This is a genomic window from Pedobacter sp. GW822-FHT03F06 (assembly GCF_058801365.1).
The window spans coordinates 47164-69224 of record NZ_JBXANE010000009.1 but is presented as its reverse complement, the minus strand read 5'-3'; the positions used below and the strand labels follow the sequence as shown (position 1 = coordinate 69224).

Annotated in this window: 16 protein-coding genes and 1 tRNA gene; 6 read left to right on the top strand and 11 right to left on the bottom strand. The window is 40.7% G+C overall.

Annotated features, from left to right (window positions below):
- Positions 1-15 precede the first annotated feature (15 nt).
- The 4 genes from AC1RJ8_RS16600 to AC1RJ8_RS16585 form a co-directional block, all read right to left on the bottom strand.
- Positions 16-3237 (bottom strand): SusC/RagA family TonB-linked outer membrane protein, encoded by a 3222-nt coding sequence (locus AC1RJ8_RS16600; RefSeq protein ID WP_492954957.1) that lies wholly within the window; start codon positions 3235-3237, stop codon positions 16-18.
- Between the two features lie 16 nt (positions 3238-3253).
- Positions 3254-4576, bottom strand: coding sequence for a TlpA family protein disulfide reductase (locus AC1RJ8_RS16595; protein WP_492954956.1), 1323 nt, complete (start codon positions 4574-4576; stop codon positions 3254-3256).
- A gap of 52 nt (positions 4577-4628) precedes the next feature.
- A complete protein-coding gene (locus AC1RJ8_RS16590; protein WP_492954955.1) occupies positions 4629-4862 on the bottom strand; it encodes a hypothetical protein in 234 nt (77 codons plus the stop codon).
- Positions 4863-5018: 156 nt separating this feature from the next.
- Positions 5019-5318: a hypothetical protein gene (locus AC1RJ8_RS16585; protein ID WP_492954954.1), complete on the bottom strand. Its 300-nt coding sequence runs from the start codon at positions 5316-5318 to the stop codon at positions 5019-5021.
- An 816-nt stretch (positions 5319-6134) separates the two neighbouring features.
- Here AC1RJ8_RS16585 and AC1RJ8_RS16580 point away from each other — a divergent pair.
- Positions 6135-6392, top strand: a complete 258-nt coding sequence (locus tag AC1RJ8_RS16580) for a helix-turn-helix domain-containing protein (protein WP_215126009.1) — start codon at positions 6135-6137, stop codon at positions 6390-6392.
- Positions 6393-6805: 413 nt separating this feature from the next.
- On the opposite strand, the gene AC1RJ8_RS16575 is transcribed toward AC1RJ8_RS16580, so the two are convergent.
- Positions 6806-6879 (bottom strand) — tRNA-His (locus tag AC1RJ8_RS16575).
- A 176-nt stretch (positions 6880-7055) separates the two neighbouring features.
- On the opposite strand from AC1RJ8_RS16575, the gene rnhA reads away from it, so the two are divergent.
- Positions 7056-7520 carry a ribonuclease HI gene (gene rnhA / locus AC1RJ8_RS16570; protein WP_057934856.1) on the top strand — a complete coding sequence of 155 codons (465 nt, stop codon included), beginning with the start codon at positions 7056-7058 and terminating at the stop codon, positions 7518-7520.
- Positions 7521-7526: 6 nt separating this feature from the next.
- Here rnhA and fbp read toward each other — a convergent pair whose 3' ends face one another.
- The 4 genes from fbp to gloA2 all read right to left on the bottom strand — a co-directional run bounded on the left by fbp (position 7527) and on the right by gloA2 (position 10393).
- On the bottom strand, positions 7527-8606 hold the full coding sequence (gene fbp, locus AC1RJ8_RS16565) for a class 1 fructose-bisphosphatase (RefSeq protein WP_492954953.1): 1080 nt from the start codon (positions 8604-8606) through the stop codon (positions 7527-7529).
- Positions 8607-8625: 19 nt separating this feature from the next.
- The gene (locus AC1RJ8_RS16560) at positions 8626-9117 is read right to left on the bottom strand and encodes a metallophosphoesterase family protein (protein WP_492954952.1); all 492 of its coding nucleotides are present in this window, start codon (positions 9115-9117) and stop codon (positions 8626-8628) included.
- Between the two features lie 189 nt (positions 9118-9306).
- On the bottom strand, positions 9307-10008 hold the full coding sequence (locus AC1RJ8_RS16555) for a tRNA1(Val) (adenine(37)-N6)-methyltransferase (protein ID WP_492954951.1): 702 nt from the start codon (positions 10006-10008) through the stop codon (positions 9307-9309).
- A 1-nt stretch (position 10009) separates the two neighbouring features.
- Positions 10010-10393, bottom strand: coding sequence for an SMU1112c/YaeR family gloxylase I-like metalloprotein (gloA2, locus tag AC1RJ8_RS16550; RefSeq protein WP_492954950.1), 384 nt, complete (start codon positions 10391-10393; stop codon positions 10010-10012).
- Between the two features lie 418 nt (positions 10394-10811).
- Here gloA2 and purL point away from each other — a divergent pair, with 418 nt between their 5' ends.
- A complete protein-coding gene (purL, locus tag AC1RJ8_RS16545) occupies positions 10812-14531 on the top strand; it encodes a phosphoribosylformylglycinamidine synthase (protein ID WP_492955076.1) in 3720 nt (1239 codons plus the stop codon).
- Positions 14532-15370: 839 nt separating this feature from the next.
- Here purL and AC1RJ8_RS16540 read toward each other — a convergent pair.
- Complete coding sequence (locus tag AC1RJ8_RS16540) at positions 15371-16309, bottom strand: energy transducer TonB (protein ID WP_492954949.1); 939 nt, start codon at positions 16307-16309, stop codon at positions 15371-15373.
- 109 nt (positions 16310-16418) lie between these two features.
- Between AC1RJ8_RS16540 and AC1RJ8_RS16535 the strand changes: the two genes are divergently transcribed.
- Together AC1RJ8_RS16535 and AC1RJ8_RS16530 are read left to right on the top strand one after the other, a co-directional pair.
- Entirely contained in the window at positions 16419-18593 is a 2175-nt protein-coding gene (locus AC1RJ8_RS16535) for a glutamine synthetase III family protein (protein ID WP_492954948.1), read from the top strand.
- Between the two features lie 1042 nt (positions 18594-19635).
- Positions 19636-20817 carry an AIR synthase related protein gene (locus tag AC1RJ8_RS16530; protein ID WP_492954947.1) on the top strand — a complete coding sequence of 394 codons (1182 nt, stop codon included), beginning with the start codon at positions 19636-19638 and terminating at the stop codon, positions 20815-20817.
- A 59-nt stretch (positions 20818-20876) separates the two neighbouring features.
- On the opposite strand, the gene AC1RJ8_RS16525 is transcribed toward AC1RJ8_RS16530, so the two are convergent.
- On the bottom strand, positions 20877-21158 hold the full coding sequence (locus tag AC1RJ8_RS16525) for a hypothetical protein (RefSeq protein ID WP_492954946.1): 282 nt from the start codon (positions 21156-21158) through the stop codon (positions 20877-20879).
- A 231-nt stretch (positions 21159-21389) separates the two neighbouring features.
- Here AC1RJ8_RS16525 and AC1RJ8_RS16520 point away from each other — a divergent pair, with 231 nt between their 5' ends.
- Positions 21390-22025 (top strand): acetyltransferase, encoded by a 636-nt coding sequence (locus tag AC1RJ8_RS16520; RefSeq protein WP_492954945.1) that lies wholly within the window; start codon positions 21390-21392, stop codon positions 22023-22025.
- The last annotated feature ends 36 nt before the right edge of the window (positions 22026-22061 follow it).

The following is a 22061-nucleotide window of genomic DNA, read 5'->3' as shown; positions in this document are numbered from 1 at the left end:
TTAATTATTATCATTTTAAAAATCAGCTTTTACACCTATCGCGACCGATCGGGTCGGTAGGTAGTCGGCAACGGGATAGTCCGGGTCAAAACGGGTTTTGGTTGACTTCCAGATGATCCCTATGTTATTCGCATACAAGTAGACCTGCAGTTTACTGAGCGATAGCCGCTGCAATAGGTTTTTACCAAAATCATAAGACAGACTAATGTCCTGCAGGCGGATGTTATCAGCCTTTTCTACAGTGGCCGTTGAAAAATTATAGAAATCATCCCTTGCCGTATTGATGCCCGCAGGCATCGAAGGGATGGTGGTGATCAGTTCATCCCCGGGCTTTTGCCAGCGCTCGCTATACCTCCCCTGATAATACCCCTGTCCGGAAAGTATGCCGGTATAATAGATTCCGGGCTGCCTGAAATAGTAACCCAACCGATAACTGATGTTGGCAGAAAGCGAAAACTGCCCGTAGGTGAGCGTATTGCGCAGGGCCCCATAACTGACCGGCCGGGCCGGGCCAGCATAGACCAGATTATCTGTGGTAGACAAAGTTAATAGCTGGTTATAATCTTTGCTTATTTTTCCGCCTAGGTAACCCTGAGGGTCACCGCTCTGCGGATCAAGGCCTGCAAAAGCATAACTGTATACCGCGTAAAATGGTTTCCCCTCCAAAGGATACACTTCGTTTTCGGACAATTGTGCGTATCGACCTGCGGGTTGCTGCAGGGCGTAATTCACAACTTTATCCTTCACATGGCTAAAAAAGAAACTGGTCTGCCAACCGAATTCACCGACCAGATTCTGGCTGTTTAAGCTAAGGTCAATGCCCGCTCCACGGGTATTTGCCGTATTGCCCCGGAAAGTGGTTATGCCCGATGAGGGCGCAAAGGCAATATCCCCGATGAGATCGATACCCCGTTTCAGGTAAGGCTCTATGGTGCCGCTGACCCGGTTGTCCTTAGTGGCAAAATCGATCCCAAAATTGATAATTCTTACACGCTCCCACCTCAGCTCAGGGTTTGGTGGATTGATGACCTGCGCATATACGGTATTGATGGCATTGCCTGTGATGTATAGTGCCGTTGTGAAGGCAGAGAGGCTTTTATTCACATTGCCATTATAGCCGTAGGTCAGCCTCATTTTTAAATAGGGAAGCCATCCAAGGTTATAAAAATTCTCCTTATTGATATTCCAGGCGAGTCCTGCCGAATAAAGGGGCACCCCCTGTTGATTGGTTTTTACCCCGAAGAGATTACTCCGGTCGAGCCTGGCACTGGCAGAAAAGGTATACCGTTCAAGGTAGGTGTACGCCGCGTTCGAATAATAAGAAATATTCCGGTCGTTCAGATCCGTCATACTGTTGTAAAACGGGATTGCGCTCAAAGAACCTGGGATTGCATACTGGGGAAACTGGGTTAGGTAATCTACCCCTAAAGTGGTTGCGTGGCTGTCATCATAACCATAAGAGCGGTTGCTATTTCCTACAGTGTGAAAATCACGGATTTCATACCCGGCAATTGCCGTCAGGCTATGTTTATCATTCCATTGACGGTTAAAATTAAGTTGCCCCCGCAGGCTTTGACTGGTAGCCGTAAGCTGATCCAGATCCAAAATCGCGCCGCGGGGAATAGGGTAAGACAATTTCCCGTTAGCATCAAGCGATGAATAGCTGTTGATCAGGTTCCTGGTAAAATAAGTTTTTTCGCTCCGAAGGTTCCGCCCGCCAGTGATGGTCTGGCCATACTGATAAAGCAGGAAGAAAGAAAGATAAGGCTTGATTTTATAGCTGGCGTTAAAATTCAGCCGGTAATCGATCAGTTTACGGGTTTTATCCGCCAGATAGATTTCTTCCAGAGGTTTATAGCTCCAGTCGAGCAGTCCCCGCTGCTGCGCAGACTGAATAAACCCCTGCCGGTAGTCATGGATCATCGAAAGCGGATTCCCAGCATCGTCAGCGAGCCTGGCATAAGGGTAAAGCGAAGAACCGTTACCCGTTTTTAGCCCGATCAGGTTTGTACCGGGATTGTTGGTCGTAGTATTGCTCTGGGTATAATAAAACCCGGTCGTAATCTCCAGTTTTTTATTCAGTAAATTCAGCGACTGTCCGCCGTTAAAGGTATATCGGTTAAACCCGTTTCCTACCAGGTTGTCCAGGTTGCGATCATACCCTCCTGAAAGATTAAAACGCTGGATTTCGCTCCCACCGCTAAAGTTCAGCGCATACTGTCGGTTGATACTTTTACGGTAAAAGTAGCGGTCAAAATCATTGCGCACATCATATCCGGCCAAATCATTGATCTGCGCATCCGCCTGGGCAGTAGTTATTTTTCCATCCCTTCGGGCAATCAGCAATTCCACCACAGGCGTAATCGCCGGATTATTGAACCCCGTTTCGGCATTCAGATAAAATCCCTTGTCAAAAAGCAATTTTTCAATGCCAATAAAATCTGCAGCAGACATCCTGAGCTGATAAAAAATATCGGGTTTATCACCAATTGTCGCGTTGGCATTAAAGCCTATTTTTACGGATTGGTTATAACGTCCTTTTTTGGTTGTGATTACAATCACTCCATTACCGGCACGGGAACCCCAGATGGAAGCTGCAGCAGCATCCTTCAGTACCGAGATACTCTCTACATCATTGGGATTGATATTATTGATATCCCCGTCATATGGAAAATTATCCAGCACAATCAAAGGACTGGAATTTCCATATATGGTATTCTGACCCCGCACACTGATCAGGCCTGCCCCAGCCGACCTGCCTTTATTAAAAAGCAATCCCGGAGTAACATCTTCCAGCCGTTCCAGCACACCTGTACTCACCCTCCGGTTGAGCAGTTTATTGTCCACCTGAACAAAAGAGCCCGTAGCCCTTTCTGCCGGAAGGGTCTGGTAACCCGTGGAAACGACAACCTCGTTCAACTGCGCTGCCGCAGCAGAGAGTATAATTTCCAACGGCTTATCGCTAGCGGAAACCTTGAGGCTCACCCGCTCATAACCCAGGTAAGATACCCGCAGGGTAACCCTGCCCAGTGTGGTTTTTAACGCGAAACTTCCCATTTGGTCAGTCAGCACCGCGACACCGGATTCTTCCATTTTAACGGTTGCTCCATGCAGGGGAATGCGTCCATCGGCCGCCAGAACCCTGCCCTTGATTTCTTTAACGGGCTGCTGCGCTTTCCCTGCTAAACTGTAAAGCACAAATAGCGCGGTTAGGTATAGTGATAAAATTTTCTTCATAACTAAAATTTGAGAATTAGCGTTTACGGATAACGAGCATTTCGATTGACACAGGTTTTTCAATAAAACGCAGGTCATAACGGGCCAGCACTTTGTTCACCTCTCCGACACTGGTCATATTGGCCGTCAGCTCCATGTCGACCATTCCCGTATATCCGGTCTGGTCAATTACCGGAAGCGGGCTTGCCTGAAAAGGAACCTGCAACCGATCAATGAAAACAGAGAGATAACAACTGGTCAGTTTGCAGCCAAAGCCATCCATCACAACCGAAGGCACTCCGCCCAAGGTTCGGATCTTGTCCGTTGAAGAGGTACGCATCAGCGCAAGCGCCTTCACTTTTCTTTTTTCCAGCCCCACCTGATAACCTGAGAAAAAGCCCTGCAACTGATTCTGCATCAAGGCATAGGCCCGTCCGCTGGACTGCTGACTGATCATCAGCTCATAACAATAAGCCCTGCCCTGCTTCAGCCAATCCAGAAAATCTGCACTCGCTACATGAGGCTCAAGTTCACCTTCCAGCCCATCTTCCAGCACCGTTTCTTTTTTTTCCTTTTTATAAGCGATGCGAAACAGTTCGGGCATGGTGAGGTTACGCCCTGTAATACGCCTCACCTTAGCACCCGACTGCACTTCTACATCTTTATAAATCCCCCGCCCGATATTGACCACATAGCCCGAAAGCTTCGATTGAAAAATACCATCATTAAAATCCGATCCTGCAAAAAACAAAGGCTTACTGGCATCATACCGCATCTTTTCATCTGTTTTCACCTTCAGCTCCAGTGATCCTGCCGCTAATAAGGAATTGATGTTTTCAGCAGACACAGCCTCACGATCGGTAATCGCCTTTACAACACCATCACCGCCTATCCATACATAATGTGGGAGCGTCTGATGAGGAAAAAGCCGGACCAGTGTCGTATCCGCTGTGACCATAGGTAGCGACACGGATTTACTGGTTTGCTGCTGCAGCTTTTTATAAAAGGCATCTACCTCTTTAAAGGACTGATAAGCTACCGGGAGGAACTGCACACGCCCTTCAAACGAATGCTGCAAAGCCTCCATTTTAGGGATCATCGCGATACAAGGCGAGCACCATGTCGCCCAGAAATCCAAGATGAGCAGTTTGCCCTTAAAGGCTGAAAGCGGCAGGGCTATCGGCGTTTTATCTGCCCCATTGAGGCCTGAAATATTCTGTACAAGTACATCCGGCACCTGCTGCCCGATGGAAATCCCCTGATTGTTTGCAGACTCCGAGGTAACTGATAAGTTTTTATCCTGGGCATGCACCCAAAAAAATGGGCATAGCAGTAGCAGGAAGCATAATTTAAGCTTCATTTTGATTGATTTAAAACGTAAAAAAATTAGAAATTGAACTGCAAAGTAGCTCCTAGGCCCTTACTCCTTCAATCTTCCCCTGCTCCATCAGCGTTCGCACCGCCGTGACCAAATTGATCAGGCCATCGAAAACATCACTGACTTCCTGCTCACTGATGTTAAGCTCCAGAAAACCCTTCTTCTCATTCAAGGCATAACCCTGGAACGACTCCAACAACGTCAGCTTTATTTTATCGACATTATAGTGTTCATAAAATGATTCCAGCACCTGTTGAGCTGTTTTCAAAGAAAGATTTCTAGAATTATAATCAGACAAGGTCATGAATTGATGGCTAGAGAAATTGTTAATTGATTAAAAGCAAGAGCAAAGTTTGACTACTTTACAGTAACATTTGGCAACCGGATTTCAGCAATGATTGAAAAACCAAGCCTGCCAACCTACCTATTCTGGACCTTTAATAATATTTTTGATTGGATTTTGGAGCGAAGGGGAAATAAAATCAATGTCAGAATTTATAACCAAGATCACATTGCCATCAATATAACAGAAACAGGTAAAATCATGCGGTCCCGACCTATCCACGATTGAATTCCGCGACACCTGCCCGGCCATAGCCATCTTTTCAATAGCAAGCTCCTGCCGGCCAACACCCGCAGACCAAATGTTCCATACCTCGAATTGACAATACAAAAAAGCCCAACAAAGAAAAAAAAGCGGCAGATAAATATTATTGTTCTTCATATGCAGGGTTAAAAATTCTAAACTAAAAATTGATCAAAGGCAGTCGCCCAAAGTACCTAATTGTGGAAGAGCCTAAATGGCAGAAAAACTCCCTCCCTGGCCTAAAAATCCAGACATACAAATCCCATTACGGTAAAACCATTTATTTTTTCAAACACAAAAAAAATCGAGGAAGGATGGGCAAAAAACGCCCCAACAAACCAGGGCCCAAGCTCCAAGCAAACGAAAAATGAGGCAGGCCATCATTATTAAGAACCTATTTTATTTTCGACCATAAAGGCCAACCTGCCTCATCCAAAAAAAACTACTCAGGATTCTTTGGCTTCAAGGCATAAAGCCGATCAAACGGACAAGTTAATAGAGACTGGTATAAAAATACTTGAAAATGACGAACAATTAAAATAACATATTGGAACATACTCACCTCAGTAAGTACCACCCATTTAATCCAACTTATTTTTTGTCTGCTCATAATCGTATGTTATGAGTCTTGGCGGAGAGAGGAAAAAGTGGGCTTCCCAAACCATAACCTCATAATGTTTCTCACGCCTTACGTTGAAATGGAATTACAGCAGAAGCCCACTCTTATTTTGGAAAGCTAAAGATAGCAATTCCACTATAAGAAATGGGATAAAATCTGCTGTCCTGCTCCAACGGCGTGAGATTTGAGGTTGCAAGACTCTTAATTTTACCTTACTGGTTTTATTTTTTTATTAAGTAAATGTAAATAAAAAAAAGCTTAATGTCAAGTAATTGCATGACGATTTTAAATAAAATATAAAAGACATTGCCAATTATATTTTTATTAGCAATAAAATGATTAGTGAGAAAGAAAAAATAATTCTGAAAAGATTCGGTCAGCATTTAAAATCTTTAAAAGAGAAACAGGAACTTTCTTATCGCGAATTTTACAAAAGAAGCGGGGTTAATACCGGAGATATTATTAAATATGAAAATGGAGAAACCAGTCCAAGTTTTATTACATTATTGAGATTGGCAATAGGTTTAAAAATCCATCCAACAGAACTTCTGGATTTTAATTTCGGAATCGACTTTAGCGCTGGGCTGGAATAACATAAGCTGTTATGTTTAAGTGGCAAATCTGAAGATCATAAGTAACTAAAGAAAGAAGCGGCAAATAATGAAATGCTGATCATTATACCACCTAAAGCACATTTAAAAAACCTTTACCACAAAATAGGATAGTTTGTGTCCCCATCCCCATTCTTTTTTCATCACTATCCATCACATAGACCAAAAATTTTTGTGGTTAATTATGTATTTCAGTTGTAATATTTAAGGTCATTTTTCTCAAAAAGATCAAGAAGTATTATTTGATTTCATTAATGTCCGATAAGGGTATACGATGGAGACTGATATCGAACAATTTAGCCAACGAAATCGCCGACCATATCTATCTGAAAAACAAAGAATTAAGAGCAAAAAAAAGGGACAAAAATCTTGTTAAAAGATTTTGTCCCTTTACGGGTGGCTGATGGGGCTCGAACCCACGACCCTCGGCACCACAAACCAATACTCTAACCAACTGAGCTACAGCCACCGTATTTTTTGATGTCACAAAAGTACGACTTTTAATATTCCGTGCAAATATTTTTTTCAAAGTTTTTACAACTAATTTTTAATTCCTTAACATTCAATTATTTGAAATTGAAAAAAAAATTCAAAAGCAGATAAAACAAGCTATTTTGAACCTAAAAACATAACTTTACGGCGTTTATGATCGAAATTTATACAGACGGAGCAGCTAGCGGAAACCCAGGGCCAGGTGGTTGGGGAACAATTTTAAGGGCAGGACAACACTATAAAGAATTAAGTGGCGGCTTTAGAATGACCACGAATAACCGCATGGAACTATTGGCTGTAATAAAAGGACTAGAAGCGTTAAAAAGCCTAAATCAACAGGTAACGGTTTATTCTGATTCGAAATATGTGGTAGATGCAGTAGAGAAGAAATGGGTTTTCGGCTGGGTAACCAAAAATTTCAAGGATAAGAAAAACAAAGACCTGTGGTTGAGGTTCTTGGAACTATATAAACTTCACAAAGTGAAATTTATTTGGATTAAAGGCCACAACGATCATCCGGAGAATGAACGTTGCGACCGTTTAGCTGTTTTTGCCTCGCAAGACAAGCAAAACCTCGCCATAGATACTTTTTTTGAAGCAGAGCGAAGTAAGATTTAGCCAATCTTAATCAATTCCGCCGATTACATTTAAATTTTCTAGTTTCGTTTCTACATTGGCATCAATCGAGATTGATTTTGCGGTATACAACAACATCATTTCTTCAGCCTTTTCTACCATATGTTTTGATCCGATAAAAATCGGAACTCTTTGATGTAATTCTGTAGGTTCAATTTCGAGTATACGTTCAAAACCTGTACTGGCTTTGCCCCCAGCCTGCTCAATAATAAAAGACATCGGGTTACATTCGTACAATAATCTTAATTTCCCATTAGGTGAGCGCGAAGTGGTTGGGTAAATGTAAATCCCACCTTTAATTAAATTCCGGTGGATGTCGCCAACCATCGAACCAATATAACGCGAAGTGTATGGACGTTTGGTCGCCTCATCCTCTACCTGGCAGTATTTGATATATTTCTTAACACCATCAGGAAAGTGAACATAATTACCTTCGTTTACCGAATACAGATAACCTGTTTCGGGTATTTTCATCTGAGGGTGTGAAAGACAGAATTCACCAATTGATGGGTCTAATGTAAAACCATTAACGCCCTTCCCTGTGGTGTAAACCAACATGGTCGATGAACCATAAATAATGTAACCGGCAGCTACCTGTTCTGTACCTTTTTGCAATACATCCGTTATACTCGCTCTGCCATCAACCGACTTTCTGCGATAAATAGAAAAAATTGTCCCGACAGCAACATTTACATCCGTATTGGATGAACCATCTAAAGGATCGATACAAACAATATATTTGGCGTTTTGAGAAACAGGCGATTCGATATGGATAATTTCATCTTCTTCCTCGGTAGCTACAATACAACATTCGCCACCACTGGTTAGCGCTGCAATAAACTGCTCATCAGCATAAACATCTAGCTTTTTTTGTTCCTCACCCTGAATATTGGTGGTTCCCATATCGCCCAAAATATCAACCAAACCAGCTTTGTTAATTTCGCGGTTTACAATTTTTGCAGCTATACCAATATCCCTCAATAACCTCGAAAGTTCGCCTTTAGCATATGGAAAATCTGCTTGTTTTTCTATAATAAATTGTCCTAGTGTTTTAACGCCACAAACCATACTTAGTGTATATTTTACATTATCTACCCGATAACTCTATAACCTCTAAGGTATGAATATTTTCATCAGTTATGCAAAAACGGATGAGGGTTCTCACTTTGTGCCAACCGTGTTTTCCCGCCGCACCTGGGTTTATATGCAAACATTTTATTTTTTCATCGAACATTACTTTTAAAATATGCGAGTGCCCTGTAATAAATAATTTCGGAGGCTTAGTGTATATTTCAGGCTTAACATAAGATGAGTATCTCCCTGGATACCCACCTATATGCGTCATCCAAACATCAACTCTTTCGCAGCTAAATCGATTTTGCTCCGGAAACTCTGCTCTAATCGCACTATCGTCTATATTTCCGAACACCCCGCGCAAAGGTTTAAAAGCTGCCAGAGGTTCGGCAACATTAGGCCCAAAATCGCCGGCATGCCAAATCTCATCCACTCCATCGAAGTGTTTAAAAACCGCATCATCTAAAAAACCATGGGTATCAGAAATTAATCCTATTTTTTTCATTATGTAAACTTAATTGCGCCTCCTAATTTACAGGATTAGCAAAATCTTTCAACCATTTTTTGCTAAAACAAATCCTCAAAAGATTGACAAATCTTTAAAAAATGGTGGTTAAATATGATAAAAAAGCACCATAATGATTATACAATGTTACCATTGCACCTATCCCTCCGTCCATCCTAAAACCCTAAGCTAGAATGCCAGGAAAAAATCCTTCAGCAATTCCTTATAAGCTGCTGTATGCTGTTTAAAAGATTCATAAATATTAAAGTCTCTTTCTCTTAAAACTGTTTCACCCTTTTTCAAACAGATCATCTGCCTAAAGGTTGGTTTGCTTTCATCAGAATGAATATGGATCCGCTCTGCAAGAGATAAATTATAATATGCAGCAATACCAATAACTTCATCGGCTTGTTTTACCGGAAGGATTAACCAAATCAAACCTTCTTCTGCCAATAACCCACTCGATTTTTTAATGAGCATGTTAAAAAAGTCTTCATCTGCATGCCGGGCTATTCCTTTCCTAAATTCTTCACTTTTTAAATCATTTACAAAAAAGGGCGGATTAGAAACAATCAGATCGAATTGCCGAGCATACTCATATTGTTCAATTGATGTGTGGCTGATGGTTAACCGCTCACTGAAAACTGAAAATTGAAAATTTTTCTCAGCGGTTTCAGCAGCTTGCTGGTCGATTTCTACAGCATGTATGGTCGCTTCAGGAAATCGCTGCGCTAACATCAATGCAATTACACCGGTTCCTGTCCCGATATCCAATATAGCTGTAGGCGAAGGATGCTTAACTGTTGCACCAAGCAATACGCCATCGGTGTTAATCCTCATGGCGCAACCTGTCTGGTCGACTTCAAACTGTTTAAACTTGAAAATGCTCATCCTAAATTTCGTACAACTCTAAAGGCAAACCATCGGGATCGGCAAAAAAAGTAAAGCGCTTATCGGTAAACTCATCAATACGGATAGGCTCGGTAATAATACCATGGTCATTTAAACGCGAAATCTCTTTTTCAATGTCATCAACTTCAAAAGCCAGGTGGCGCAAGCCCTGCGCTTCTGGTCGCGATGGTCTTGCAGGAGGGTTCTCGAAAGAAAACAACTCGATCTGATATATACCATTTACTGCAAGATCCAATTTATACGATTTTCTTTCCGCCCGGTAAACCTCTGCCAAAACGGTAAAACCTAATTTATCTACATAAAAATCTTTCGATTTTTCGTAATCTGAACAGATAATGGCAATGTGGTGTATTTTATTGAACATAAATTTGAATTTTTAAAGTTTTTGCTTTGCATTTCGCTACAATTAATGCCGTTTGTAAATCACCGATCAGTAAGCACTTTATTTTCGCAAGTATTTCCGCCCAACTAGGCCACTCCACTGTATCTTCGTTCCGGGTAAATCCGGCCTAACAAATTTTTCGGATTCCATTGCCCTAGCCAACCCACCGACTTTGAAAGAAAAATTTTCAGCCGGTGTTTTTTGTTTCTTTTTGACACCAAAAAGAAAGAGCCCATCGGCGGCGGCGAGCCGAGGCAGGTATAAGCGTTGGGCAAAAAGGATCAACTACATATTAACTTATACAGTTAATTAAAACGCATAATGATGGCAACTCGCGCTACATTAACGTCAAAAGTAATAAAAGCGCAATTATATTGTACGCTACAATGAGCTTTTTAAAATTTTAACGCTATTTTTGCAACTTCAAAAAAAAAGCATGATTCATTTCTTCCTTAGTCAATCGCAGGCGATTTTTGTTTTACAAACAGACAAAGCGCTTTCTACCACTGATATTACTAAACTCGAATGGTTATTTGGCGGTGCCAAAATCTCGCAAGAAACAGCTTTAACAGGCTTTTTCGTTGGACCAAGAGCAGCAATGATTACTCCATGGAGTACCAATGCAGTAGAGATTACCCAGAACATGGACATGCAGGGAATCATCAGGATTGAAGAATTTAAGCAGGTTGATGAAAATTTTGCTGATTACGACCCAATGCTTTCTCAAAAATACGACAAGCTCGATCAGGAGGTATATACCATCAACATTAAACCTGAGCCGATTTTAGAAATCACCGATATTGCTGCTTACAACAAACAAGAAGGACTTTCATTAAGTGATGAAGAAGTTGAGTATTTAAATACTTTAGCGCAAAAATTAGAAAGACCGTTAACCGATTCTGAAGTTTTTGGTTTCTCTCAGGTGAATTCGGAACACTGCCGCCATAAAATTTTCAATGGCAAATTTGTAATCGATGGCGTAGAACAACCTACTTCTTTGTTTAAATTGATCCGCAAAACATCAGAAGAAAATCCTAATGATATTGTTTCGGCCTATAAAGATAACGTAGCTTTTATTAAAGGCCCGAAAGTGCAGCAATTTGCACCTAAACGTGCCGATGAGCCTGATTATTATACCACAAGCGATTTCGAATCGGTAATCTCATTAAAAGCTGAAACCCATAATTTCCCTACTACTGTTGAGCCTTTTAATGGCGCAGCAACAGGTTCGGGAGGCGAAATCAGAGACCGTTTAGCAGGCGGACAAGGTTCATTGCCTTTAGCAGGAACTGCCGTTTACATGACCGCGCTTTCGCGTTTAGAAGATAACCGTCCATGGGAAAAAGGTGTTGAAGAAAGAGCATGGTTATACCAAACCCCGATGGATATCCTGATCAAAGCATCAAATGGTGCTACAGATTTTGGAAATAAATTCGGTCAACCGCTTATTACGGGTTCGGTTTTAACTTTCGAACACGACGAACACTTCGACAAGCTCAGTGTGACACCCAGAAAATTAGGTTTCGATAAAGTAATTATGCTTGCGGGCGGTATCGGTTACGGTAAAGCCAGCCAGGCGCAAAAACTTAAACCACAGGAGGGCGATAACATCGTTATTCTGGGTGGAGAAAATTATAGGATCGGAATGGGCGGTGCAGCCGTTTCATCTGCAGATACCGGTCAGCACGGAAGCGGAATTGAATTAAACGCCATCCAGCGGTCAAATCCCGAAATGCAAAAACGTGCTGCAAATGCGGTGCGTGGCATGGTAGAAAGCGATCACAATTCGATTATCTCTATCCATGATCACGGTGCAGGTGGTCACTTAAACTGTTTATCAGAACTGGTTGAAGAAACAGGTGGTTTAATAGACCTCGATAAATTGCCAGTGGGCGACCCTACCCTTTCAGCCAAAGAAATTATCGGTAACGAATCGCAGGAAAGAATGGGTTTGGTAATCGGCAACGAGCATATCGAAACCTTACAAAAAATAGCCGACCGCGAACGCTCACCTATGTATACCGTAGGTAAAGTAACAGGCGATCACCGTTTTACCTTTAAATCTGCAACAACAGGTTTAAAACCGATGGATTTTGAATTGGCCGCCATGTTTGGCAGTTCACCAAAAATCGTAATGGACGATCAAACCATCGATCGTAAATACGAAGCTGTAACCTATAACAACAACGAATTAAACACCTATTTAGAACAGGTGCTTCAATTAGAAGCAGTTGCATCTAAAGATTGGTTAACCAATAAAGTAGACCGTTGCGTGGGTGGCCGCGTAGCCAAACAGCAATGCGCAGGTCCGTTACAATTGCCATTAAATAACTGTGGTGTAATGGCTTTAGATTTTCAGGGTAAAGAAGGTATTGCCACTTCAGTTGGCCATGCACCACTTTCAGCCTTGATCGATCCTGCAGCAGGTAGCCGCAATGCCATTGCAGAATCACTTTCGAATATTGTTTGGGCACCGCTAAAAGATGGCTTAAAAAGTGTTTCACTTTCTGCCAACTGGATGTGGGCCTGTAAAAACGAGGGAGAAGATGCCCGTTTATATGCAGCAGTAAAAGCTTGTTCTGATTTTGCCATCGATTTAGGAATCAATATCCCAACCGGAAAAGATTCGCTATCGATGAAACAGAAATACAAAGATGGTGATGTAATTGCACCGGGTACGGTAATTATTTCTGCCGGGGCAAATTGCGACGATATTACTAAAGTGGTTGAGCCGGTACTTCAAAAAAACGGCGGATCAATTTATTACATCAACCTTTCTAACGATACCTATAAATTAGGCGGTTCGTCTTTTGCACAGATTTTAAACAAAATCGGTACTGAAACACCTGATGTTAAAGGTGCTGATCAATTTAAAACGGCTTTCAACACATTACAACAATTAATCAAAGCTGACCAAATCCAGGCAGGTCACGATATCGGTAGTGGTGGTTTAATCACAACCCTATTGGAAATGTGCTTTGCCGACCGCAATTTAGGTGCTTCGATCGATTTGTCTTCACTAGCAGAAGCGGATAGCATTAAAGTATTATTTGCAGAAAACATTGGTATCGTATTCCAGGCTGATGCTGCTGTTGAAGATATCTTTGCAAAAGCTGGCGTTGCTTTCCACAAAATTGGTGAGGTTACCCAATCGGCTAAATTGGAAGTTAAAAATGCTGCTGATCGCTTCAGCTTTGATATCGACCATTTACGTGATGTTTGGTTTAAAACCTCATACTTATTAGATAGTAAACAAACCGGAAACGGATTGGCAAAAGAACGTTACGACAATTATAAAAACCATGTATTAAATTACACTTTCCCATTACAATTTGACGGAAAGAAACCTGTAATCGATCCAACTAAACCACGACCAAAAGCAGCCATTATCCGCGAAAAAGGCAGTAACTCTGAGCGCGAACTGGCCAATGCCATGTATTTGGCAGGTTTTGATGTAAAAGATGTACACATGACCGATTTAATTACCGGAAGAGAAACTTTAGAAGACATCCAGTTTATCGGTGCAGTTGGTGGTTTCTCTAACTCTGATGTTTTAGGATCGGCTAAAGGTTGGGCTGGTGCATTTTTATACAACGAAAAGGCAAGGGTAGCATTAGAAAAATTCTTTGCCCGTCCTGATACTTTATCTGTTGGGGTTTGTAATGGTTGTCAGTTATTTGTAGAGCTGGGCTTAATTAACAAAGACCATGAAGAAAAGCCTAAAATGCTCCACAACAAAAGTGGCAAGCACGAAAGTATTTTCACTTCGTTAACCTTACAAGAAAACAATTCGGTCATGTTATCTACGCTGGCCGGAAGCACTTTAGGCGTTTGGGTATCGCATGGCGAAGGAAGATTCTCATTGCCATACGCAGAAGATCAATATAAAATCGTAGCCAAATATGCTTACGAAACCTATCCGGCGAGCCCGAATGGATCAGATTACAACACCGCAATGTTATGTGATGAAACTGGCCGTCACCTGGTTATGATGCCGCACATTGAGCGTTCATTGTTCCAATGGCACTGGGCAAATTATCCGCAAGGCCGTAAAGACGAGGTTTCGCCTTGGATGGAAGCCTTCGTAAATGCACGCAAGTGGATTGAAAATAAAGGATAAGAAACTAGTACAAGATGTAAAATGGATGATGGAATTAAAACCGTCATCCATTTTTTATTTACAAGCATTCGTCATTTCGAGCGGCCCCGATAGCTATCGGGTGCAACGCAGTCGAGAGATCTGTGGAGATAGATTTCTCCATTTCGCTACTGATGAAACCTGTGAAACAAGCAAGCATACCATGATAAATAATAACAGATGCTTAAACCGGCAAGCTTCAGTCGAAATGACGGTTTTTTTTTGTATTATTCTAGATGATTTATTTTATCATGAAACGAGCGTTCCGCCTTTCATAGCTGCTGTACACCCGCCATCGCTTATAGTCCTCGTTCCGCTGCGCTTCACTGTGGGCTAACCGCTCTGTCGGGTTTATTGAACAAAAGCCTGCCCTTCAGCATAAGACTTGTTTCTGTCCCAGGCTAAACCTTTAATAGCACCACCAGCCTTGCCCACCAAAACCCGACCGAAGTGAAAAACCCGCAGTCTGAGGTACGAGGGCGAGGATTTGAAACAAAGGGCGGGACTGTAATGACAAAAAGGTGCTGTTCTTGCTTTCCAAAAAGTCAACAATAAATATTACCCGTAGAAGCGGTTTTATGGACATATTTCCGCTCCGCTATTAAAAACTGGGACAGGCTAACAGTCCACTAACACAAAAAAACGGCCTGAGCTTTCACCCAAACCGTTTCAATTTACCCAACCTCACATTTTTCTATAAGAGCATTAATAGAAAAATTATTCAGGCATTTTCACCGAGGTGTCATCCTGAGCGTTGTCGTGATGCTGAACTTGTTTCAGCATCTATCATGCAGCTTAGAAAGCATCCCCCATTATCAGTTTTACATCATCTGAAAATTAATCGCCATATTATACCTTACACGAACCGGAACCCCTTTATTTTTTCCCGGTTTCCATAACGGCGATTTTTTAATTACTTTAATGGCTTCTTCATCACATCCAAAACCAATCCCTTTAACTACAGTTACATCGGTAATCGAACCATCTTTCTCTACTACAAAGCTTACAAATACTTTTCCTCCGGCACCTTCCTCCTGTGCTCTTGATGGATACCTTAAGTTACGTTCCATATATTTAGACCAGGCTTTGGCACCTCCGGTAAATTCAGGGTATTCATCTACTCCACCAATAGTTAAAACAGCATTCGGATCACCGTTTTCTGCGCCATCTTTAGCGATACCTGTGCCATTACCATTGCCTTTATTATCTGGGATTACCAAATTAGGGGCTTCAACTCCATCCTGTGTCTTATCACTGATCACTGCATTCTGTATTTCTTTAATCGTTGGCGGATCAACAATATCTACCTTATTAACCACTACAATATTATTAGACAAAGCAACCGTTTTAACCTTTATCGGATCAGCTTTTGCAGGCTCAACCTTTTTCTCTGGTTCAGGAGTCTTTGGCTTCATCTGGTGGATAATTTTGTCCAATTTTACTTCCGTTGGTGGTGTTTCTACAACAATTTCTTTCGGGAATAGCTTTGAATAAATTAAGGGAGAGAAACACAAGAGTACAAAAAGGCTTCCGGATACGAAAAGTGCTCTTGTCATAATCGATGAAGATTTAGACCTTAATTCATAAGCACCATAGTTTTTGTTGCGGTTTGCAAATACAAGATCGAGCCACTCGGTTTTGTATACGTTAATTGAAGAGTTGAGCATAGCTTTTATTTTTATAGCATGATGCAGCAAAATCTTCAATTCCATAAAACATTCGAAAAATCTATTTTCTTTACAAAAAATGAAATTTTTCATCTGAAAAACATTTTTTTATTTCATTTTCAATAAAATTGATATAAATAATACGATTCTTTTACGAAAATTAATAAAATATACTATTTTTGACAAAAAACATAACAAATTAATGAAAAGCTTAAGAACCATCGCATTAAAAGAGGCTCAAAACAGAATTTCACCAGAAGTTAAATCTCCTGCGGCGAAAATTTCTGATTTTTACGGCTCGAATGTATTTGATAAGAAAAAAATGAGAGATTTCTTATCTAAGGACGTGTATGAAAAATTAATTTCATCTATCAACCAAGGTGAATTGATCAATTCTGACGATGCTAACCAAATTGCTACAGCTATGAAAGCTTGGGCAATGAGCGCTGGCGCAACGCACTACACGCACTGGTTCCAGCCATTAACTGGTACAACTGCCGAAAAACATGATTCATTTTTTGAGCCAAGTGGCGATGGTGCTATCGAGAAATTTGCAGGTAGTGCTTTAGTTCAACAAGAGCCAGATGCTTCTAGTTTCCCTAACGGTGGTATCCGTAATACTTTCGAAGCTCGTGGTTATACTGCTTGGGATCCTTCTTCTCCAGCTTTCATCATGGAAAGCAAAGCAGGTAAAACACTATGTATCCCTACAGTATTCGTATCATATACCGGTGAAGCCTTGGATTATAAAGCACCTTTATTAAAAGCATTAGCTGCGCTTGATAAAGCTGCTGTTGATGTTTGCCAATATTTCGATAAAAGCATTACTAAAGTAAATGCTTCTTTAGGTATCGAACAAGAATATTTCCTGGTTGATGAGTCATTGTTCAATGCTCGTCCCGATTTATTATTAACAGGCCGTGCTTTATTCGGGCACATGTCTGCTAAAGGCCAGCAATTAGAAGATCATTATTTCGGTTCTATCCCTGAGCGTGTATTCAGCTACATGGTAGATTTCGAAAATGAGGCCTTAAAATTAGGTATTCCTTTAAAAACCCGTCACAATGAGGTTGCACCATCTCAGTTTGAGTGCGCACCGATTTATGAAGAAATCAACCTGGCTATCGATCACAATCAATTATTGATGGATTTGATGGAAAAAGTTGCCCGTCGTCACCATTTCCGTGTATTATTACACGAAAAACCATACGCCGGTATCAACGGATCAGGTAAACACAACAACTGGTCGTTAATTACTGATACCGGTAAAAACTTATTGGCACCAGGTAAAACACCTAAAAACAACTTAATGTTCCTTGCTTTCTTTGTAAACACAATTAAAGCCGTTAGCGAGCATGCCGATTTATTACGTGCAAGTATTGCATCAGTAAGCAACGATCACCGTTTAGGTGCTAACGAAGCGCCACCTGCAATTATCTCTATCTTCTTAGGTTCTCAGTTGAACGATGTATTAGATGAGATTGAGCACTCACGTATCAGCAAAAAAATCAAAGAAGACAATGCACTTTGGTTAGGTATCCCTAAAATCCCTCAGATTTTATTAGATAATACCGACCGTAACCGTACTTCTCCTTTCGCATTTACAGGTAACAAATTTGAGCTTAGAGCTGTTGGATCTTCAGCAAACTCTTCTGCACCAATGACGATCTTAAACGCGATTATGGCTGAGCAATTGGTTAAATTTAAAGTTGAAGTTGATAAATTGATCAAAAAAGGTGATAAAAAAGACATCGCTTTATTAACCGTGATCAAAAAATACATCAAAGAATCTAAAAACATCCGTTTCGAAGGCAATGGTTATAGCCAGGAGTGGGAAGATGAAGCTGCAGCACGCGGTTTATCTAACATCAAAACTACACCAAAAGCTTTAGATGCTTATTTAACTGAAAAATCTGCTGAGTTATTTGCAACAACAGGTATTTATAGCACACGTGAGATCCATGCCCGTCATGAAATCATGTTAGAAAACTTCTATAAAAAACTGCAGATCGAGGCACGTGTAATGGGCGAAGTGGCTAACACGGCCATTATCCCAGCTGCAATTGCTTACCAAAACGCTTTAATCGAAAACGTACAAGGATTAAAAGCAATTGGTGTAGACAGCAAAGTTTCTATCGATATCGTTAAAAAATTATCAGAGCATTTAGAAATTGTTAAAACCAATATCGATGCGATGTTAGAAGAACGTAAATTAACCAACAAAATCGAAGATACCCGCGAAAAAGCGATTGCTTACGATGAGAAAGTTAAATCTTACTTCGATATTATCCGTTACCATGCCGATAAATTAGAGCAGATTGTTGACGATAGCGTTTGGCCTTTACCAAAATTCAGAGAATTATTATTCATGAAATAGATTTTAAGCCGTAAGGTTTAAAGTGTAGGGCGTAAGGTTTAACTTTACGCCCTTTTTTGTTGGTTCATTGGCCATTAGTCATTGGTTCATTAGTCATTGCTTTCCTTTAAAAGTAAACTGTCAATGAAAACTGGTTAATCGATTAATTATCAAAATTGGTTGCTGTTATCCTCACCGCAACGTCTTCCTGAACTTGGTTCAGGATCTAATCGAAAAGTGGATTACGTTGACAAAGACATTTTTTTTTGGAAAGCAATACCAGTGCCTGCCGGTTAATCCGGTCCTGCTTTCCTTCCTGCTGTAAAATTTTCTTCAAATTTTAATCCCTCGTTTACAGCATCCATGCAATCAGGTTTATTTCTGATAGGCCTGTGTAAAGAAAAAAAACTACAAAGAACCTTCCTAAGCCCAATTCTATGGTCCTGAAATAAAGTCCTACTATGTGTACACCTCTTTTTTAGGAATAGTTTTGGGCATCATGCTAACTGGCTTTGAAAATCCACAAGCTTTACCGAAGGACGCCGTCAATCCTAAGGGCCAGAGAAATCAAAAAAACAGGTGCAAAATAGTATAAATGGCATTACCAAGCCTTAAACGCAGTGGTTTTGTGTTTATAGACATAATTCAAAGTTTTTTCATGAATTGAACATAAAACGAAGTGCCGCTGTTTTTTTGATGTGTGCAGGATTGTGTAAAAGGCCCATTGCTGGATTGACAAAGCATTTTTTCATACTTTTGATGCCTCAAAAGTTTGATGCCCTGCGGCATAACAGCAAAAAAATAATTAAATATCTGCGTCCACAGGGCAGGAAATAAAGTCGGGAGAGGAAAAGCGGGGCTGCAAGCCGCCATGAAAAACCAACCTTCACTTTCAAAAAACAAAACGCTACCTTTTACAACCTTAAACCTTTGTGCGCTTTGTGCCTTCGTGATAAACAAATTTAGGTGCCCTACCAGGTAAAAAAGCCTTGCCATTTAGCCACAAAAAACCTTAAGTATTTAGCTTTAGTCTTTCCCCTTAAAACCTTATCTTTGCGCCAACATGAGTGATAACAGGTACAATCAACGTGGCGTTTCTGCCTCAAAAGAAGATGTGCACAATGCCATCAAAAACATCGATAAAGGAATTTTCCCTAAAGCATTCTGCAAAATCATCCCCGATATTTTAGGTGGTGATGAGGAATATTGCAATATCATGCATGCAGACGGTGCAGGCACCAAATCTTCTTTAGCTTACGTATACTGGAAAGAAACCGGAGATATCTCCGTTTGGAAAGGTATTGCGCAAGATGCCATCATCATGAATATCGACGATTTAATCTGTGTTGGTGCTACCGATAACATTTTATTATCCTCAACCATTGGAAGGAATAAAAACCTGATCCCGGGAGAAGTGATTGCTGCTGTAATTAACGGTACAGAAGAAATTTTGGCCGATCTGCGCGAACAAGGCATCTCGATTTATTCTACCGGCGGCGAAACTGCCGATGTTGGCGATTTAGTGAGGACCATTATCGTCGATTCTACCGTAACCTGCCGCTTAAAGCGCGAAGATATCATCAGCAACGATAACATTCAACCTGGCGACGTAATTGTGGCACTGGCGTCATCCGGACAAGCCACTTACGAAACCGAATACAACGGTGGTATGGGATCGAACGGATTAACCTCTGCCCGTCACGATGTTTTCGATAAAACAGTAGCTCATAATTACCCTGAAAGTTTCGATCCGGCTGTTCCATTCGATCTGGTTTTCTCTGGAAAGAAACAATTAACAGAAGAAATAGATATTGAAGGATTCGGCAAAACTACTGTGGGTAAATTGGTATTATCCCCTACGCGTACTTATGCACCTGTAATCAAAAAGATTTTAGAAAGCCATCGTAGCCAGATCAATGGAATTGTACACTGCAGCGGTGGTGCGCAAACCAAAGTATTACATTTCATCAATGATGATATCCACGTCATCAAGAATAACTTATTTCCTATCCCTACCCTATTTAAATTGATCCAGGAACAATCGGGTACCGATTGGAAAGAAATGTATAAAGTATTTAACATGGGCCACAGGATGGAATTATATGTTCCTCAGGAGATTGCCGAAAGCATTATCGAAATAGCAACAAGCTTTAATATCGATGCGCAGATTATCGGTCGCGTAGAAAAAGGCGAGCAGAAACAGGTGACCATCGAAAGCGAAAAAGGAACTTTCGTTTATAATTAAGCATTAAGATACAATTTAAAAAGGCTGCTGAAAATTAAATTTCAGCAGCCTTTTATTTATTACCCGCGTTCTACAAATTTATGGAAGGTACTCTCCTCTCCATCTGCTTTTTTATCCTGATACAAAAAATCGAGTTTGTTTTCATCAAAGGTTTTAAAAAAGGTATCCCAATCTATCTCCTTTAAATCTGATGAACTATCGCTATGCTTTGGAAAATGTATCCTTAAAATACCACCTCCGCTGGTTTTTGCTGTATCAGCAACCATCGCCGGTACGCCATTGTGTTGCGCTGCCCAGGCTTTTATTTTAGCATGATCGTGGGTCTGTTTTGAAGTGCTCATTGTTTTTAATATTAGTTTTAAATAAATAGACTAATATTAAAATCATTTTTTGGTTAAAATGGTTTTAGTTATAATAAAAAACATCGCAAAGACAGTCATTAATCTATACTACAGTTGGCTACCATTATATCCTTGTTGACGTATTATTAAGTTTTATCGATACATCATTTAATTTTGCTGATATAAATGTATATTGGATTTAAATAAACTACTCCAAATAGGAATAACGTTATGATCAATGTATATCTTCTGGGTGCAGGCAAACATGCTACAGAGCTTAGCGAATATTTAAACGGCAATAACGACTATCAGTTAGCAGGGTATGTAATAAACTTAGAAAATGCAATTAATCATCCAAATATAGCCAAGCCTGTTATTTCTTTACCATCCTTTTTAGAAAAACATACTGTTGCTTTAAATATTGCATTAATTGGTGCAATAGGCACTTATGAAAGAAAATCTATCATTGAGCTATTAGAAAACAAGGGCTATCAATTCATCAATATCATCCATCAACACAACTACATCAGCCCTTCAATTAAAATCGGTTACGGCAACTGTATTGCGCCAGGCTGTGTAATCAATGCAAATGTGCATATCGGTAACCACTGCATTGTGAATTCAAACTGCAACATCAGTCACGATTGCATACTAGAGAACTACGTGACCATTTCTCCCGGTGTAACCATTGCCGGAAATGTGCATGTTAATGAAGGTGTGTTTATCGGGGCTGGGGCAACAATAATCCCTGGTATAACGATTGGAAAGGGAGCCTATATTGCGGCAGGAGCTTGCGTGACAAAAGATGTTCCACCGCATGTGATGGTTGCGGGTGTACCTGCAAAGGTTAAAAAAGAGGTAGGATAGTATCTGAATAGTTCGAAATCATAAATCGTATTCCCA